Origin of the sequence: Streptomyces mesophilus, assembly GCF_040300965.1 — a bacterium.
GTDB classification, from domain to species: Bacteria; Actinomycetota; Actinomycetes; order Streptomycetales; family Streptomycetaceae; genus Streptomyces; species Streptomyces mesophilus_A.
This window is the reverse complement of sequence record NZ_JBEPEW010000102.1, coordinates 1-16,307: the sequence shown is the minus strand read 5'-3', so window position 1 is coordinate 16,307 and position 16,307 is coordinate 1. Positions and strand designations below refer to the sequence as shown.

14 protein-coding genes are annotated in these 16,307 nt (G+C 71.2%); 9 read left to right on the top strand and 5 right to left on the bottom strand.

The genetic code is table 11. The features are described 5' to 3' along the window. The first annotated feature begins 13 nt into the window (after positions 1-13). The 4 genes from ABT367_RS28730 to ABT367_RS28715 all read left to right on the top strand — a co-directional run bounded on the left by ABT367_RS28730 (position 14) and on the right by ABT367_RS28715 (position 4,604). Positions 14-451: a gamma-glutamylcyclotransferase gene (locus ABT367_RS28730; protein ID WP_352256192.1), complete on the top strand. Its 438-nt coding sequence runs from the start codon at positions 14-16 to the stop codon at positions 449-451. A gap of 172 nt (positions 452-623) precedes the next feature. Further along, positions 624-1,439 (top strand): purine-nucleoside phosphorylase, encoded by an 816-nt coding sequence (locus ABT367_RS28725; RefSeq protein ID WP_352256191.1) that lies wholly within the window; start codon positions 624-626, stop codon positions 1,437-1,439. A 143-nt stretch (positions 1,440-1,582) separates the two neighbouring features. Next, positions 1,583-3,217, top strand: a complete 1,635-nt coding sequence (locus ABT367_RS28720; protein WP_352256190.1) for a phospho-sugar mutase — start codon at positions 1,583-1,585, stop codon at positions 3,215-3,217. Positions 3,218-3,389: 172 nt separating this feature from the next. Continuing rightward, positions 3,390-4,604 carry a hypothetical protein gene (locus ABT367_RS28715; protein WP_434975559.1) on the top strand — a complete coding sequence of 405 codons (1,215 nt, stop codon included), beginning with the start codon at positions 3,390-3,392 and terminating at the stop codon, positions 4,602-4,604. Positions 4,605-4,683: 79 nt separating this feature from the next. Here the strand turns inward: ABT367_RS28715 and ABT367_RS28710 are convergent, their stop codons facing one another. From ABT367_RS28710 to deoC, 3 genes are read right to left on the bottom strand one after another with little or no spacing between them, the layout of a single operon-like run. Then, the gene (locus tag ABT367_RS28710) at positions 4,684-5,574 is read right to left on the bottom strand and encodes an aldehyde dehydrogenase family protein (RefSeq protein WP_352256189.1); all 891 of its coding nucleotides are present in this window, start codon (positions 5,572-5,574) and stop codon (positions 4,684-4,686) included. Beyond that, on the bottom strand, positions 5,567-7,003 hold the full coding sequence (locus tag ABT367_RS28705) for an aldehyde dehydrogenase family protein (RefSeq protein WP_352256188.1): 1,437 nt from the start codon (positions 7,001-7,003) through the stop codon (positions 5,567-5,569). The genes ABT367_RS28710 and ABT367_RS28705 overlap by 8 nt, the downstream gene beginning before the upstream one ends. Positions 7,004-7,009: 6 nt before the next feature. Further along, on the bottom strand, positions 7,010-8,059 hold the full coding sequence (gene deoC, locus ABT367_RS28700; RefSeq protein WP_434975561.1) for a deoxyribose-phosphate aldolase: 1,050 nt from the start codon (positions 8,057-8,059) through the stop codon (positions 7,010-7,012). A 202-nt stretch (positions 8,060-8,261) separates the two neighbouring features. On the opposite strand from deoC, the gene ABT367_RS28695 reads away from it, so the two are divergent. Then, positions 8,262-8,921, top strand: a complete 660-nt coding sequence (locus ABT367_RS28695; RefSeq protein WP_352256187.1) for a PH domain-containing protein — start codon at positions 8,262-8,264, stop codon at positions 8,919-8,921. A gap of 1,690 nt (positions 8,922-10,611) precedes the next feature. On the opposite strand, the gene ABT367_RS28690 is transcribed toward ABT367_RS28695, so the two are convergent. Next, on the bottom strand, positions 10,612-11,037 hold the full coding sequence (locus tag ABT367_RS28690; protein ID WP_352256186.1) for a hypothetical protein: 426 nt from the start codon (positions 11,035-11,037) through the stop codon (positions 10,612-10,614). Between the two features lie 116 nt (positions 11,038-11,153). Here ABT367_RS28690 and ABT367_RS28685 point away from each other — a divergent pair, with 116 nt between their 5' ends. After that, the gene (locus ABT367_RS28685; RefSeq protein WP_352256185.1) at positions 11,154-11,792 is read left to right on the top strand and encodes a uridine kinase family protein; all 639 of its coding nucleotides are present in this window, start codon (positions 11,154-11,156) and stop codon (positions 11,790-11,792) included. A gap of 267 nt (positions 11,793-12,059) precedes the next feature. Here the strand turns inward: ABT367_RS28685 and ABT367_RS28680 are convergent, their stop codons facing one another. Then, positions 12,060-12,815, bottom strand: a complete 756-nt coding sequence (locus ABT367_RS28680; protein ID WP_352256184.1) for a SigE family RNA polymerase sigma factor — start codon at positions 12,813-12,815, stop codon at positions 12,060-12,062. Between the two features lie 194 nt (positions 12,816-13,009). Between ABT367_RS28680 and afsQ1 the strand changes: the two genes are divergently transcribed. The 3 genes from afsQ1 to ABT367_RS28665 all read left to right on the top strand — a co-directional run bounded on the left by afsQ1 (position 13,010) and on the right by ABT367_RS28665 (position 15,875). Then, positions 13,010-13,687, top strand: coding sequence for a two-component system response regulator AfsQ1 (gene afsQ1 / locus ABT367_RS28675; protein ID WP_187818216.1), 678 nt, complete (start codon positions 13,010-13,012; stop codon positions 13,685-13,687). Beyond that, complete coding sequence (locus tag ABT367_RS28670) at positions 13,684-15,282, top strand: HAMP domain-containing sensor histidine kinase (protein WP_352256183.1); 1,599 nt, start codon at positions 13,684-13,686, stop codon at positions 15,280-15,282. The genes afsQ1 and ABT367_RS28670 overlap by 4 nt, the downstream gene beginning before the upstream one ends. A 74-nt stretch (positions 15,283-15,356) precedes the next feature. Then, positions 15,357-15,875, top strand: a complete 519-nt coding sequence (locus ABT367_RS28665; RefSeq protein WP_352256182.1) for a hypothetical protein — start codon at positions 15,357-15,359, stop codon at positions 15,873-15,875. Positions 15,876-16,307 lie beyond the last annotated feature (432 nt).

Below are 16,307 nucleotides of genomic sequence, written 5' to 3'. Positions count from 1 at the left end.
TACCCTCGGTCCCATGTCGCTCTACGCCGCGTACGCCGGCAATCTCGACCCGCGGCTCATGTCCCGCCGCGCCCCGTACTCGCCGCTGCGCGCCACCGGGTGGCTGAACGGGTGGCGCCTGACGTTCGGCGGGGAGCACATGGGGTGGGAGGGCGCCCTGGCCACGGTCGTCGAGGCACCGCGCTCGCAGGTGTTCGTCGCGCTGTACGACATCGCGCCGATGGACGAGGACTCCCTGGACCGCTGGGAAGGCGTGGGGCTCGACATCTACCGGCGGATGCGGGTACGGGTGCAGACCCTCGAGGGCGAGATGCCGGCCTGGGTGTACGTCCTGAACGGGTACGAGGGCGGCCTGCCCTCGGCGCGCTACCTGGGCGAACTGGCCGATGCGGCCGAGTCGGCGGGCGCCCCGCACGATTACGTGATGGAGCTTCGCAAGCGGCCTTGCTGAGACGGTTCGGGAAGGGGTGGGGCGGGGGCTCGGGAGCGGGCGCATCCCGGGGTTTCCGGGGGCTCCTGTTCGTCGCCCCCGGTCTCTTTGGCAGAACCCACAACCCGACGCGTACCGCCCTCGTACGGCACGCATCTACGCGCGTAGGCCATTAGCGGATACCCTCTTGCGCGTGAACGCTTCCAATACGCCCCCCACCGACCCCTACGCCGCCGCCGACGCCGCCGCCACCAAGCTGCGCGAGCTGACCGGGGCCGATGCCCATGACGTCGCCCTCGTGATGGGCTCCGGGTGGGCTCCCGCCGTGGACGCGCTCGGTGCCCCCGAGGCCGAGTTCGCCGTGACCGAGCTGCCCGGCTTCCCGCCGCCGGCCGTCGAGGGCCACGGCGGCAAGATCCGCTCGTACAAGATCGGGGACAAGCGCGCCCTGGTCTTCCTCGGGCGGACCCACTACTACGAGGGCCGCGGTGTCGCCTCCGTGGCGCACGGTGTGCGCACCGCCGTCGCCGCGGGCTGCAAGACCGTCGTCCTCACGAACGGCTGCGGCGGCCTGCGGGACGGCATGCGTCCGGGCCAGCCGGTCCTCATCAGCGACCACCTGAACCTCACGGCGACCTCGCCGATCGTCGGCGCGAACTTCGTCGATCTGACCGACCTGTACTCGCCGCGGCTTCGCGCGCTGTGCAAGGAGGTCGACCCGACGCTGGAGGAGGGCGTGTACGCGCAGTTCCCCGGCCCGCACTACGAGACGCCGGCCGAGATCCGGATGGCCCGGACGATCGGGGCGGACCTGGTCGGCATGTCGACGGTGCTCGAGGCGATCGCGGCGCGTGAGGCGGGGGCCGAGGTGCTCGGCATCTCTCTGGTCACCAACCTCGCGGCGGGTATGACGGGCGAGCCCCTGAACCACGAAGAGGTCCTCCAGGCGGGCCGCGACTCGGCGACGCGCATGGGGCAGCTCCTCACCCAGGTGCTCGACCGCATCTGAGCGGGCACTCGCTGTCCGGGGCCGCCCCCACACCTCACTCTGGGGGCGTCGCCCCCGAACACCCCGTAACAACCGGAAGTCCCGAAAGGCCCCTCGGGGGATCCGTTCTCCGGACCCCCGGAAGTACCCGAAAGGCAATCCACGTGTCGGAAGAACTCATCGCTCGCGCCCAGGCCTGGCTCGCCGAGGATCCTGATCCGGAGACCCGTGAGGAGCTGGCCAAGCTCATCGAGGCCGGCGACGTCGACGCGCTGGCCGAACGGTTCGCCGGGACGCTGCAGTTCGGCACCGCGGGCCTGCGCGGTGAGCTGGGCGCGGGGCCGATGCGGATGAACCGGAGCGTCGTGATCCGCGCGGCCGCCGGCCTCGCCGCGTACCTGAAGGCCAAGGGGCAGACGGACGGGCTCGTCGTGATCGGCTACGACGCCCGGCACAAGTCCGCCGACTTCGCGCGCGACACGGCCGCCGTCATGACGGGCGCCGGCCTGCGTGCCGCCGTACTGCCGAAGCCGCTGCCGACCCCCGTGCTCGCCTTCGCCATAAGGCATCTCGGTGCCGTGGCGGGCGTCGAGGTGACGGCCAGCCACAACCCGCCGCGGGACAACGGCTACAAGGTCTACCTCGGCGACGGTTCACAGATCGTGCCGCCGGCCGACGCGGAGATCGCCGCCGAGATCGCCGCCGTCGCGGCGCTCGCGGACGTCCCCCGCCCCGAGAGCGGCTGGGAAACCCTCGGTGACGAGGTCGTAGGGGCGTATCTGGCGCGTACGGACGCCGTCCTGAAGCCCGGCTCCGCGCGCGGCGCGCGGACCGTCTACACGCCCATGCACGGCGTCGGCAAGGAAACCCTCCTCGCGGCCTTCGCCCGCGCCGGCTTCCCCGCCCCGGCCGTCGTGGCCGAACAGGCCGAGCCGGACCCGGACTTCCCGACCGTCGCGTTCCCCAACCCGGAGGAGCCGGGCGCGATGGACCTCGCGTTCGCCGCGGCCGAGCACGAGCGGCCGGACCTGATCATCGCCAACGACCCCGACGCCGACCGCTGCGCCGTCGCCGTACACGACGGTGAGAAGTGGCGGATGCTGCACGGCGACGAGGTCGGTTCGCTGCTCGCCGCGCATCTCGTACGGCGTGGAGTCAGCGGGGTCTTCGCCGAGTCGATCGTCTCCTCGTCGCTGCTCGGCCGGATCGCCGAGAAGGCCGGCCTCGGCTACGAGGAGACCCTGACCGGCTTCAAGTGGATCGCCCGCGTGGAGGGCCTGCGCTTCGGATACGAGGAGGCGCTCGGCTACTGCGTCGACCCCGAAGGCGTACGCGACAAGGACGGCATCACGGCCGCGCTGGTCGTCGCGGAGCTGGCCTCCGAGCTGAAGGAGCAGGGCCGCACCCTGCTCGACCTCCTCGACGAGCTCGCCGTGGAGCACGGCCTGCACGCGACCGACCAGCTGTCCGTACGGGTCGAGGACCTGTCGGTGATCGCGGACGCCATGCGCAAGCTGCGCGAGCAGCCGCCGACGGTGCTGGCCGGCCTCGACGTCGTACGGCGTGAGGACCTGAACCAGGGCACCGAGACGCTGCCGCCGACGGACGGTCTGCGGTACACCCTGGACGGCGCGCGGGTCATCGTGCGGCCGAGCGGCACCGAGCCCAAGCTCAAGTGCTACCTGGAGGTCGTCGTGCCGGTCGAGGGCGCTGTGGACGGTGTGCCCGCGGCCCGCGCGAAGGCCGAGGAGCTGATCGCCGGGCTGAAGCGGGATCTGGCGGTCGCGGCCGGGATCTGAGGGCCGGGGACGACTGACGTCACGCAAGGGTGGGCTGCCGAGTGGCAGCCCACCCTTCGTACGTCTGACGGGTGATTCCTGGGCGGCAGTTGACCCAACCGACCCCCAGCCGGCCACCCGGCCGAGGAAGGGCTGACCGGAAGCGCACCACCGAGTCCAGGAGCCGCAGCCCGTGTCAGCGACCACCCAGGCACCGAACCGCAGCACCCTGACTGCTCCCCTGCCCGGGGGCTCCCTGCCGGCTTCCCGCCGCCACCCCGACGTACCGCGTCCGACGCACGCCGCGGTGAACGCCCTGCGGTACGCGGCGCCCGCGCTCGCCGCCTACGCGGCCGTCCGCCTGACGGGACTCTCCGTCCTGTGGGCCTGGGCGCACGCGGAGGGTGTCGGGGTGTGGCAGACCGTCGCCTCCGACTGGGACGCCAACTGGTATCTGGGGATCGCCGACCAGGGGTACGCGCGCGAGCTGGGCACCACGTACGACACCAACAACCTGGCGTTCTTCCCGCTCTATCCGGTCCTGGTCAAGGCGATCGCCGCGTTCACCCCGGGCAGCCGCGCCACTGTCGGGCTGCTGCTCGCCGTCGCCTTCTCCTTCCTCGCGGCCTGGGGTGTGTTCGCGGTGGGCGACCGGCTGTACGGGCGGCGGGTCGGGGTGCTGCTCACCGTGCTGTGGGGTGCGTTCCCCGTCGCCGCCGTGCAGTGGATGGGGTACACCGAGTCGCTGTTCACGGCGTTCGTCGCCTGGTCGCTGTACGCGGTCCTGCGCGGCGACTGGCTGTGGGCCGGTTCGCTCGCGGCCCTGTCGGGCCTGACCCGGCCGACCGGGGTCGCGCTGGCCGCCGCCGTCTCCCTCACGGCGCTGCTCTCGCTGCGGCACGGATTCCGGGCACGCGCGCTCGCGGGCGCCCTGCTCGCGCCGCTCGGCTGGCTCCTGTACGTCGGCTGGGTGGGCCTGCGCCTGGACCGCTGGGACGGGTACTTCGCGGTCCAGAAGCTGTGGCACAACGAGCTCGACGGCGGCGTGGAGACGCTGCGCGTCGTACGCGAGCTGCTCTTCTACGACTCGGACCCCGAGCTCTACCTCGTCATGGTCACCCTGGTGATGGCGGCCTGCGCGGCGCTCTTCGCAGTCTGCTTGCGCCGACGCCAGCCGCTGCCGCTGCTCGTCTTCAGCGGCATCCTGCTTGTGATCGTGCTCGGCTCGGGCGGCGTGTACTTCCCGCGCGCCCGCTTCCTGCTGCCGGGCTTCCCGCTCCTTCTGCCGCTCGCCCTGTACGTGGCGGGTCTGAAGTGGACGCGTGCGGCCCTGTTCGTGACGGCGGCGGTGCTCGGCTCCGCGTACTGCAGCGGCTACATGCTCCTTGTGTGGCCGAGCGCGCCCTGACTCCCCCGGACATACGTGTGGGCCCCTTGGTACGCGTACCAAGGGGCCCACACGTATACGGCGATCGGTTGTACGGCGATCAGTAGGAGGACCCGCCCGAGCCCAGCGACCCGGTCGGGTGCCAGACCGTCTTGGTCTCCAGGAAGGGCGTCAGGCGCGAAGTGCCCGGGTCCGCGGCCCAGTCCACAGGCTGTGGACGAAGGACGCGCTTGAGGTTGTCGGCCGCCGCGACCTCCAGCTCCTTGGCCAGCTGCTCGTCGGCGCCCGCGAGGTCGATCGCGTTCACGTCCTGGTGCGCGGCGAGCGGTGTGGCGATCTCCGCCGTCCTGCCGGAGAGGATGTTGACCACACCACCCGGGACGTCGGAGGTGGCGAGCACCTCGGCCAGCGACAGGGCCGGCAGCGGACGGTCCTCGGACGCGATGACCACGGCAGTGTTACCCGTGGCGATCACCGGGGCGAGCACCGACACCAGGCCGAGGAAGCTCGACTCCTGCGGCGCGACGACGGTCACGACACCGGTCGGCTCGGGCGAGGACAGGTTGAAGAACGGGCCCGCGACCGGGTTCCCGCCGCCCACGATCTGGGCGATCTTGTCGGTCCAGCCCGCGTACCAGACCCAGCGGTCGACGGCCGCGTCCACGACCGCGCCGGCCTTGGCCTTCGACAGGCCTTCGGCGTCCTGGACCTCCCGTACGAACTGGTCGCGGCGGCCTTCCAGCATCTCCGCGACGCGGTACAGGATCTGCCCGCGCAGATACGCCGTGGCGCCCGCCCAGCCGCCGAACGCCTTGCGCGCGGCGACCACCGCGTCACGGGCGTCCTTGCGGGACGAGAGCGGGGCGTTGGCGAGCCACGTGCCCTTTGCGTCGTTCACTTCGTACACCCGGCCGCTCTCGGAACGAGGGAACTTCCCGCCCACGTACAGCTTGTAGGTCTTGAAGACACTGAGTCGCGTCACATCAGACATCGAGGTAGGCCTCCAGACCGTGCCGGCCGCCTTCGCGGCCGAAGCCCGACTCCTTGTAGCCGCCGAACGGCGAGGTCGGGTCGAACTTGTTGAACGTGTTGGACCAGATCACACCCGCGCGCAGCTTGTTCGCGACCGCGAGGATCCGCGAACCCTTCTCGGTCCAGATGCCGGCCGAGAGTCCGTACGGGGTGTTGTTGGCCTTGGCGACGGCCTCGTCCGGCGTACGGAAGGTGAGGACCGAGAGCACCGGGCCGAAGATCTCGTCGCGGGCGACGGTGTGCGCCTGGGTGACGCCGGTGAACAGCGTGGGCGCGAACCAGTAGCCGGTGGACGGGAGTTCGCAGGGCGCGCTCCAGCGCTCGGCGCCCTCCGCCTCACCGGTGTCCGCGAGCGCGGTGATCCGGGCGAGCTGCTCGGCCGAGTTGATGGCACCGATGTCGGTGTTCTTGTCGAGCGGATCGCCCAGGCGCAGGGTGGACAGGCGCCGCTTGAGCGAGTCGAGCAGCTCGTCCTGGATCGACTCCTGGACGAGGAGGCGCGAGCCCGCGCAGCAGACCTGGCCCTGGTTGAAGAAGATGCCGCCGACGATGCCCTCGACGGCCTGGTCGATGGGGGCGTCGTCGAAGACGATGTTGGCGCCCTTGCCGCCCAGTTCGAGCGTGAGCTTCTTGTCGGTGCCCGCGAGGGCCCGGGCGATCTGCTTGCCGACGGCGGTCGAACCCGTGAAGGCGACCTTGTTCACGTCGGGGTGCGCGGTCAGGGCCGCGCCCGCGTCGCCGTATCCGGGAAGGATGTTGACGACGCCCTTGGGCAGTCCGGCCTGGCGGCAGATGTCCGCGAAGAAGAGCGCGGACAGCGGGGTGGTCTCCGCCGGCTTCAGAACGACCGTGTTGCCGGTCGCGAGCGCCGGGGCGATCTTCCACGCGAGCATCAGCAGCGGGAAGTTCCAGGGGATGACCTGGCCGGCGACACCGAGGGGCCGCGGGTTCGGGCCGTAGCCCGCGTGGTCGAGCTTGTCGCCCCAGCCCGCGTAATAGAAGAAGTGCGCGGCGACCAGGGGGAGGTCCGCGTCCCGCGTCTCCTTGATCGGCTTTCCGTTGTCGAGGGTCTCCAGGACGGCGAGCTCGCGGCTGCGCTCCTGGATGATCCGGGCGATACGGAACAGGTACTTGCCGCGCTCCGCGCCCGGCAGCGCGGACCACTTGTCGAAGGCCTTGCGGGCGGCCTGCACGGCACGCTCGACATCCGCCTCACCGGCCCGGGCGACCTCGGAGAGGACCTCCTCGGTGCTCGGCGAGACGGTCTTGAAGACCTTGCCGTCGGCGGCCTCGGTGAACTCACCGTCGATGAACAGGCCGTAGGACGGGGCGATATCGACGACCGACCGCGACTCGGGGGCCGGTGCGTACTCAAACAGGTTGGTCATGGGGGATCAGTCCACCGTCACGTAGTCGGGGCCGGAGTAGCGTCCGGTGGCCAGCTTCTGACGCTGCATCAGGAGGTCGTTGAGGAGGCTGGAGGCGCCGAAGCGGAACCAGTGGTTGTCCAGCCAGTCGGGTCCGGCGGTCTCGTTGACGAGCACGAGGAACTTGATCGCGTCCTTGGTGCTGCGGATGCCGCCCGCGGGCTTCACCCCGACCTGTACCCCGGTCTGCGCACGGAAGTCGCGGACGGCCTCCAGCATCAGGAGGGTGTTGGCGGGGGTGGCGTTGACGCCGACCTTGCCGGTCGAGGTCTTGATGAAGTCGGCCCCCGCGATCATGCCGATCCAGGAAGCCCGCCGGATGTTGTCGTACGTCGACAGCTCACCGGTCTCGAAGATCACCTTGAGCCGTGCGGGGCCCGCGGCCTCCTTCACGGCGCGGATCTCCTCGTAGACCTTCATGTAGTTCCCCGAGAGGAACGCACCGCGGTCGATCACCATGTCGATCTCGTCGGCGCCCGCGGCGACGGCGTCCTTCGTGTCGGCGAGCTTCACACCGAGCGCGGCGCGGCCGGCCGGGAAGGCGGTGGCGACGGAGGCGACCTTCACACCGGACCCGGCGACGGCGGCCTTGGCGGTGGCCACCATGTCCGGATACACGCAGACCGCCGCGGTCGTCGGCGTGCCGCGGTCCGTCGGGTCCGGATGCACGGCCTTCGCGCCGAGCGCGCGGACCTTGCCCGCCGTGTCGGCGCCTTCGAGGGTGGTCAGATCGATCATCGAGATGGCCAGGTCGATGGCGTACGCCTTGGCCGTCGTCTTGATCGACCGCGTCCCGAGCGCGGCGGCGCGCGCCTCGAGCCCGACCGTGTCCACGCCCGGCAGGCCGTGGAGGAAACGGCGCAGGGTGGCGTCGGAGGCGGTCACATCGGCGAAGGGGGACTCGGCCGGGGCCGCGGCACGCTCCGTCTTCACGGACTTCACCTTCTTGTCGGCCTTGTCGGCCTTCTGGGCCTTCTCGGCCTTGGCCGGCTTGTCTGACTTGGGGACTGGGGGCATGGTCACGAGGGGAGCATATCTACGCGCGTAGCGGCTTGTGAAGTCCTCGGCTCCGCAGAGCTTGCGCTTCGGGGTTACGCACTGTTCGCCCCCTTTGGGGCCGGTGGATCATTCCCAGGCGATACGGATGTGACGGACGTGACCGCGGAGGCGGCCTCAGCCCCTGGGACGGGCTCCGGAACGCTGGGGCAGAATCGACACCATGAGCTCCCCCGACGAGTCCGAGTCCGCCCGCCCCGAGCCGGCCGGCACCCCGACCGAGCCCGCGACCCCGGACCGCGTCTTCCGTTCCGGCGCCGGGATCGCCGGCGGTGTCCTGCTGCTCGGCCTGGGAGGGTGGCTCGCCGGGGACGCGCTGCTGCGCGGCAGCGGGATGACTCCGTGGCGGGCCCTGGCCGCGCTGATCGCGCTGGTGCCGCTTGTGGTGGCCTACACGGTGCGGCCGGCGGTGTACGCGAACAACCAGCGGCTCAAGATCCGCAATCCGTTCCGCACGATCGTCCTTCCGTGGGCGTCGGTGGACGACGTGAAGGCCTCGTACTCGTGCGAGGTCCTTTCCGGTGCCGAGAAGTACCAGCTGTGGGCCATCCCGGTATCGCTGCGCGCCCGCAAGTCGGCCAACCGCCGTCAGGCCCGCGCCGCGGCGGCGGACCCGAGCGGCCGCACCTCGGCGCTCGGCATGCCGGACCGCTCCACCCGCGCCTCGGCCGACCAGGCGGTCGACGACCTCCGCGAGCTCGCGGAGCGGCACGGTCGCGAGGCGGGTGCGCAGGGGCCGGTCGAGGTCCGCTGGGCCTACGAGATCCTGGCCCCGCTGGTCGCGGGCACGATCCTCCTCGCGATTCTCGCCCTGGTGGGCTGAGCTTTTCGGGTGTGGGGGCGGTGTGCTCTGCGGGGGTGGGGGGCCGTCCCGGGTGGGGTTCTGTTGCCGGGTGGGGTTCCGCTGTCGCGAGCGGTTCTGTTGCTGGTGCGGTCCCGCTGTCGCGTGCGGGTCCGTTGCCGCGTGCGGTTCCGCTGCTGATGCGGTCCCCTTGCCGCGTGCGGTTCCGCTGCTGATGCGGTCCCGCTGTCGCGTGCGGTTCCAATGCCGCGTGCGGTCTCGCTGCTGATGCGGTCCGCCTGTCGCGTGCGGTCCCGCTGCTGATGCGGTTCCGTTGCCGCGTGCGGTCCCGCTGTCGCGTGCGGTTCCGTTGCCGCGTGAGGTCTCGCTGCTGGGCGCGGTCTCGTTGCCGGGTGCGGGTGGGTGGCGCCTGCGGCGGGCGGGATTTCCCCTACCCGCCCCTTCCCGAAACTGGGGCTGCGCCCCAGACCCCGTATCCGAACTTCGTTCGGATGTCCTCAAACGCCGGACGGGCTGGATAGGAACGCTCAGTTCAGGGCGGCCCAAGGGGCGGAAATTGAGCGAGGGCTTTACGGGGTGGTTGTGCCGGGTCAGTGGGCCGGTGCAAGTCGGGGCCGTTGCCGCTCCGTGCCGTTGCGGGGGCTCCGCCCCCTGCGCCCCCGACGCACGGGCCCAAGCGGCATACCGGTCGCCAGGCACGCGGCGACGAGAGCAGTCGGCATGGAGGGACAGAACACCCCACCGGCGGTGTAACCACACGCCGGCACAGCCCGACGCGGAAGGCGGAACACCCCACCGGCCGCACAACCGTCCGACGGCACAGCCCGACGCGGCGAGCGGAACACCCACCGACAGGCAGCCGCGCGACGACGGAGCACGCCGGCCCGGAGGGTGCAGGGCCACAGGCGCACGGAGGCAACCGAAGCAGCCGACGCCAAGGACGGAACACCCCACCGTCCGCAAAACCGTCCGACGGCACAGCCCGACGCGGCGAGCGGAACACCCACCGACAGGCAGCCGCGCGACGACGGAGCACGCCGGCCCGGAGGGCGCAGGGCGACAGACGCGCGGCAACGAAGCAGCCGACGCCAAGGACGGAGCACCCCACCGTCCGCAAAACCGTCCGACGACGGAGCCGACGCGACGGGCAGCACACCGCACCGGCCCGCAGCCGCGTACCGGCGGAAGGGGACGGGGTGGGGTGCATTGTCATTCGGGCGCCCCCGACGACAACGGCAACCCTTCGCGGCCACGGTGCCATTGCCCGAATGAGCAAGCACCCCACCCCGGCCCCGACCCACGACGAAACCGCAGGCGACGGCGCACCGGCGGACAGCCGCGCACGAAACCGCACGCGCAAACGACCCGGCGGACAGCCGCACGCGAAACCGCGCGCGCATACGACCCGGCGGACAGCCGCACACCAAGCCGCACGCGCAGAACCCGCCGGCAGAAAGCCGCCCACGAAGCAGCCCTCCCCGCGCAACGAAACCGCCGGCGCAGCGCCCGCCCGGCCGACAGCCGCAGACGAAACACCGCGCCCCGACCAGCAGCCGCAGGCGAAAGCAACCAGACCCCGACCGACAGCCGCAGGCGAGACAGAAGCCGAGACGGATCGCCGCCGTCAGGTGGCGGCAGCCGAAGCAGCGCCCCCCGAGCCGGGAGCCCGGGGGCGCGAGCCACCAGCGGGGGGCCCCGGGACAGCAAGGGATCAGCCCGGCAGGACGCCCGAGGCGCGGTCCAGGAGGGGGAGGTCGTCCAGGGAGCCGCCCGAGGCGAGCGGGCCCGTGACCAGTGCCGAGCTCACCGGCTTGAAGTCGGCGAGCTGCGTACCCACCGAATTGTCCAGCGGATCCACCCCCGTCCCGGCCAGCGGATCGAGCCGGAGATCCCGCGCCGGACGGACCGCGAACCCCACCGCATCCGTGACCGCCTCGGTCGGATTCGCCGAGTCCACGTCACCCACCGGCGTCCCGAGTCCGAGCGTCAACGGCACCCCGAGCGCACTCGCCCCACCCGCGGACACCCCCAGCGCCACCCCGGCCACGGAGGCGACGAGCCCCACCCGGGCCACCACCCCGCCACCCCGCCTCGGCGCCGCGTGCCGGGCTGCATTGCGTCGTACCAGTCGAGCCATGAGGTCACCTCGTGCGGTAATCGTGAGGCAACGCAGCGTAGTTGAGGTGTGAGGTGCGTTTCAAAGGACGTACGCCGGGATGAGCCGAACGGACTCATGCCTCACACTGGTGTTCCGTGAGCTCCCACCCCCCGATACCGACCCGCGTCGTCCTGCTGTGCGGCCCTTCCGGCGGCGGCAAGTCGCGCCTCGCTGCCCGCTCCGGTCTGCCGGTGCTGCGCCTCGACGACTTCTACAAAGAGGGCGACGACCCGACCCTGCCGGTCGTGGCGGGCGGTACGGACATCGACTGGGACGCCCCCGCCTCCTGGGACGCCGACATCGCCGTCGCGGCGATCGTCGAGCTCTGCCGTACGGGACGTACGCGCGTGCCCGTCTACGACCTCGCCACCAGCTCACGCACGGGCGAGGAGGCACTCGACATCGAGCGCACGCCCCTGTTCATCGCGGAGGGAGTCTTCGCGGCCGAGCTCGTCGACCGCTGCCGTGAGCTGGGCGTACTCGCCGACGCGCTGTGCCTGCGGGGCCGGCCGTCCACCACGTTCCGCCGTCGATTCCTCCGGGACCTGAAGGAAGGCCGCAAGTCCGTGCCCTTCCTGCTGCGCCGCGGCTGGCGCCTGATGCGCTCCGAACGCACGATCGTCGCCCGCCAGGTGGCCCTCGGCGCCCACGCCTGCAACAAGGAGGAGGCCCTCGGCCGCCTCGCCGCCGCAGCCGCGGGCCGCTGTCAGACGGCCCGTACGACAGCTCCGTAAGACAGCGGGACGGCTGGGCAAAACCGCTCCGTACACGGCAAAGGGACCGGAAAAGACCCCCCGGCCTCTCCGGTCCCGCTGCCTTGCGGCTCCCCCACGTCCCCCGTGGGAGCCCCCCGCTTTCCCCGTTCCCCCGTGCTCGCCCGCAGGTATCCCCCGATCCCGACGGGCTCTCCCGGGGCCTCTCGCGAGACCCCGGACCCCCACTCGGTCACCGCCTCCCCCCTGGGACGGCGACCGACAACTCGATGAAGATGAAGAAGCGGCTCAGGCGACCAGTTCGCCGAAGCACTCCTCCTGGTCACGGCCGAAGGCGAGGACCTCGTCCTCGCGCAGCCGGCGCAGCGAGCGCCAGATGCTGGACTTCACCGTGCCGACGCTGATGTCGAGGATGTCGGCGATCTCCGGGTCGGTGCGGCCCTCGTAGTAGCGCAGGACCAGCATCGTCCGCTGGAGTTCCGGCAGCCGGGCCAGCGCCTGCCACAGGACCGCACGCAGCTCGGTGCCGCGCATCGCGTCCGTGTCACCGGCCGTCTCCGGCAGCTCCTCGGTCGGGTACTCGTTCAGCTTGCGGCGGCGCCACGCGCTGATGTGCAAGTTCGTCATGGTGCGGCGGAGGTAGCCCCCGACCGCGGCCTTGTCCGAGATCCGGTCCCAGGCCCTGTACGTGGAGAACAGTGCGCTCTGCAGCAGGTCCTCGGCCTCGAAACGGTCACCGGTGAGGTGGTAGGCGGTGGCGTACAGGGAGGCGCGGCGCTCCTGGACGTAAGCGGTGAACTCCGCTTCCGAGCAGGGCACCTGCTCCCCCGAGGCCTCCCTGTACGCGGCTCCCCCGTCAGTCACCCCGGACGCCGGCGTCACGTCGACGACCGTCATGTAACCGGTGTGCTGACGTCCGGCACCACGAGCGCACCCCCGCCCGCTCACGGCGCCGGACTTCTCGTGACCCCCGTTGCCGGACTTCGCGACATCGTGCAGACGCGTGACAACTGCGCTTGTGCTGGTGCTGTGCAGCGTGTTCATCTCGCGCCCCCCGTCGTGGAGTCCGTGGTGTTCCGTGTGATGAGAACTCTGCCCGGCCACTTCGACGGCAGTGTCAGCCAACTGTCACAGACCTGTCACAGGGGGCTGTGTCTTTACGTAGGTCCTACGGGGGTTGAGTGCGGGAGCTGCCCAACTGTCGATACGGCGCCCTGGGATGGGCCAGAATGACCTCTGTGCCTTCCCTGTTGCTGATCGAGGACGACGACGCCATCCGGACGGCCCTGGAGATGTCACTGACACGCCAGGGTCACCGGGTAGCCACGGCTGCCACCGGCGAGGACGGTCTGAAGCTGCTGAGCGAGCAGCGACCGGACCTCATCGTGCTGGATGTGATGCTGCCCGGCATCGACGGCTTCGAGGTGTGCCGGCGTATCCGGCGCACGGACCAGCTGCCGATCATTCTGCTCACCGCGCGCAATGACGACATCGACGTGGTGGTCGGCCTGGAGTCGGGCGCGGACGACTATGTGGTCAAGCCCGTGCAGGGCCGGGTGCTCGACGCCCGGATCCGCGCGGTGCTTCGCCGTGGTGAACGCGAGGCCAACGACTCGGCCACGTTCGGGTCGCTGGTCATCGACCGGTCGGCGATGACGGTCACCAAGAACGGCGAGGACCTGCAGCTCACGCCCACCGAGCTGCGGCTGCTGCTCGAGCTGAGCCGCAGGCCCGGACAGGCGCTGTCCCGGCAGCAGTTGCTGCGTCTCGTATGGGAGCACGACTACCTCGGTGACTCCCGGCTCGTGGACGCGTGTGTGCAGCGGCTGCGCGCCAAGGTGGAGGACGTGCCGTCCTCGCCGACGCTGATCCGTACGGTGCGCGGCGTGGGTTATCGCTTGGATACGCCTCAGTGACGTCGAACTCCGAGCGGACCGCTCCGTCTTGGGGCCGCAGGGTGGCGGCGAAGCTGCGGTTCACCAGTCTGCGGCTGCGGCTCGTGGTGGTGTTCGGGCTTGTGGCGCTGACCGCCGCGGTGTCCGCTTCGGGGATCGCGTACTGGCTCAATCGCGAAGCCCTGCTCACCCGCACCCAGGACGCGGCGCTCAACGACTTCCAGGGGGAGATGCAGAACCGGGCGGCGACCCTCGGGCCCGATCCGGGCCGGGCCGAGCTGCAGAACGCCGCGCTGGCCATGGCCCGCAGCAGCCAGCAGTACAGCGTGATCCTGATCGCCCGGGACGCGCAGGGCAAGGAGATCTCCGCGACGGCCGGGTCCCCCACCGCGTTCGCGCTCGACGATGTGCCCGAGTCGCTGCAGGACGCGGTGAACGAGCCGCAGGAGCCTTCCGGCGGCGGGCCGGCGGCGTACCGGATGTTCTGGCAGCGCACGCAGCTGGACGGGACGCCGTATCTCGTGGGCGGTACGCGGGTGCTCGGTGACGGGCCGACCGGGTACATGCTCAAGTCGCTCGCGCCCGAGCAGAAGGATCTGAGTTCGCTCGCCTGGTCGCTCGGGATCGCCACGACGCTCGCGCTGATCGGTGCGGCGCTGCTCGCGCAGGCTGCGGCGACGACGGTCCTGAAACCCGTACACCGCCTCGGCGTTGCCGCGCGGCGGCTCGGCGAGGGGAAGCTGGACACGCGGCTGCGGGTGTCGGGGACCGATGAACTGGCGGAGCTTTCGCGGACGTTCAACCGGACCGCCGAATCCCTGGAGAAGAAGGTCGCGGACATGAGCGCGCGGGAGGAGTCCAGCCGGCGCTTCGTCGCGGACATGTCCCATGAGCTGCGCACGCCGCTGACCGCGATCACGGCCGTGACGGAGGTCCTCGAAGAGGAGGAGGACAGCCTCGACCCGATGATCGCTCCCGCGGTACGGCTGGTCGTCAGCGAGACACGGCGGCTCAACGACCTGGTGGAGAACCTGATGGAGGTCACCCGCTTCGACGCGGGGACGGCCCGGCTCGTACTCGACGATGTGGAGCTCGCCGACCAGATCACGGCCTGTATCGACGCGCGGGCCTGGCTGGACGCGGTGGAACTGGACGCCGAGCGCGGCACCATGGCGCGGCTCGATCCGCGCCGGCTCGATGTGATCCTGGCGAATCTGATCGGCAACGCGCTCAAGCATGGCGGGTCTCCGGTACGGGTGTCGGTGCGCAAGGAGAGCGTGGACGGGGACGGGGACGGCAAGGCGGGGGCGGACATCGTGATCTCGGTGCGTGACCACGGGCCGGGGATCCCGGAGGACGTCCTTCCGCATGTGTTCGACCGGTTCTACAAGGCGAGCGCTTCGCGGCCCCGGTCGGAGGGGTCGGGGCTCGGTCTCTCCATCGCGCTGGAGAACGCGCATATCCACGGCGGGGAGATCACCGCGGCCAACTCGCCCGAGGGCGGTGCGGTGTTCACGTTGCGGCTGCCGCAGGAGGCCTCGGGGTCGGTCGAGCCGGAGGAGGCCGAGGACGCCGCGGAGTCCGGCGCCGCTCCGGCTGCGGAGGGGGCGCGATGAGGCGGCGGGCTTGTGCGGTGCTCCTTTCCGTCGGGGCTGTCTTGCTGTCGGGGTGCGGGATCCGGTCCACCGAGGTGCCGACCGAGTTCGGGGCGGCGCCTTCGCGGGTGCCGTGCACGACGTCGGGGGCCGATGTGGCGGCTCAGGCGGCCGGCGGGCTGCCCATGCAGGTCTTCCTGATCTGCGGTGCGCAGCTGGTGAGTGTGGACCGGTCGGTGCGGCTCGGGGACGGGCGTACGGCGGATGACCGGGTGGATGTGGCTCAGGCGTTGCTCGACGAGTTGCGGGAGCAGCCGTCGGCGGCGGAGGCGAAGGCGGGGTTCACGTCGGACGTGCGGTCCGTGATCAAGGTGCGAGGGCCTCGGGAGGGTGATCCGGCTCAGGCGCTGCGGCTGAGTACGGCGCCTGAGCGGTTGGCGCCGCTTGCGTTGGCGCAGGTGGTCTGCACGTTGGTGCACGGGGTGGGGGCGGGGTCGGAGTCCGTGTTCCTCGGGGGTGTGGAGTCGGGGGCCGGGGTGCGTGAGTATCCGTGTACGGATGAGTTGCGGGCCGAGCCGGGGGATGCGCCGGTGCCGTCCGGGTCGGCTGGCTGATCGGTCGCTGTCACGGGGGCTCCGCCCCCGAACCCCCGCTGCCGGCTCGCGCCCCCAGGCCCCCGCTTTTGCCGGGTGCGGGTTCGGGTGCGGCTTTCTGGCGGTGCGTGCTGCGGGTGCGGTTTCGCTGCGGGGCTGCTTCGTGTGCGGCTTTCCGGCGGTGCGTGCTGCGCGTGCGGCTTCGTGGGCGGCTTTCCGCCGGGTCGTTTGCGCGTGCGGTTTCGTTGCGGGGCTGCCTCGTGGGCGGCTTTCTGCCGGTGCGCTTTCGCCTGCGGTTTCGTCGTGGGTCGGGGCCGGGGTGGGGTGCTTGCTCATTCGGGCAATGGCACCGTCTCCGCGAAGGGTCACCGTCTCCGACGGGGGCGCCCGAATGACAATGCACCCCACCCCGTCCCCTCACGCCGGCACGCGGCTAACGGCCGGTGGGGGTTT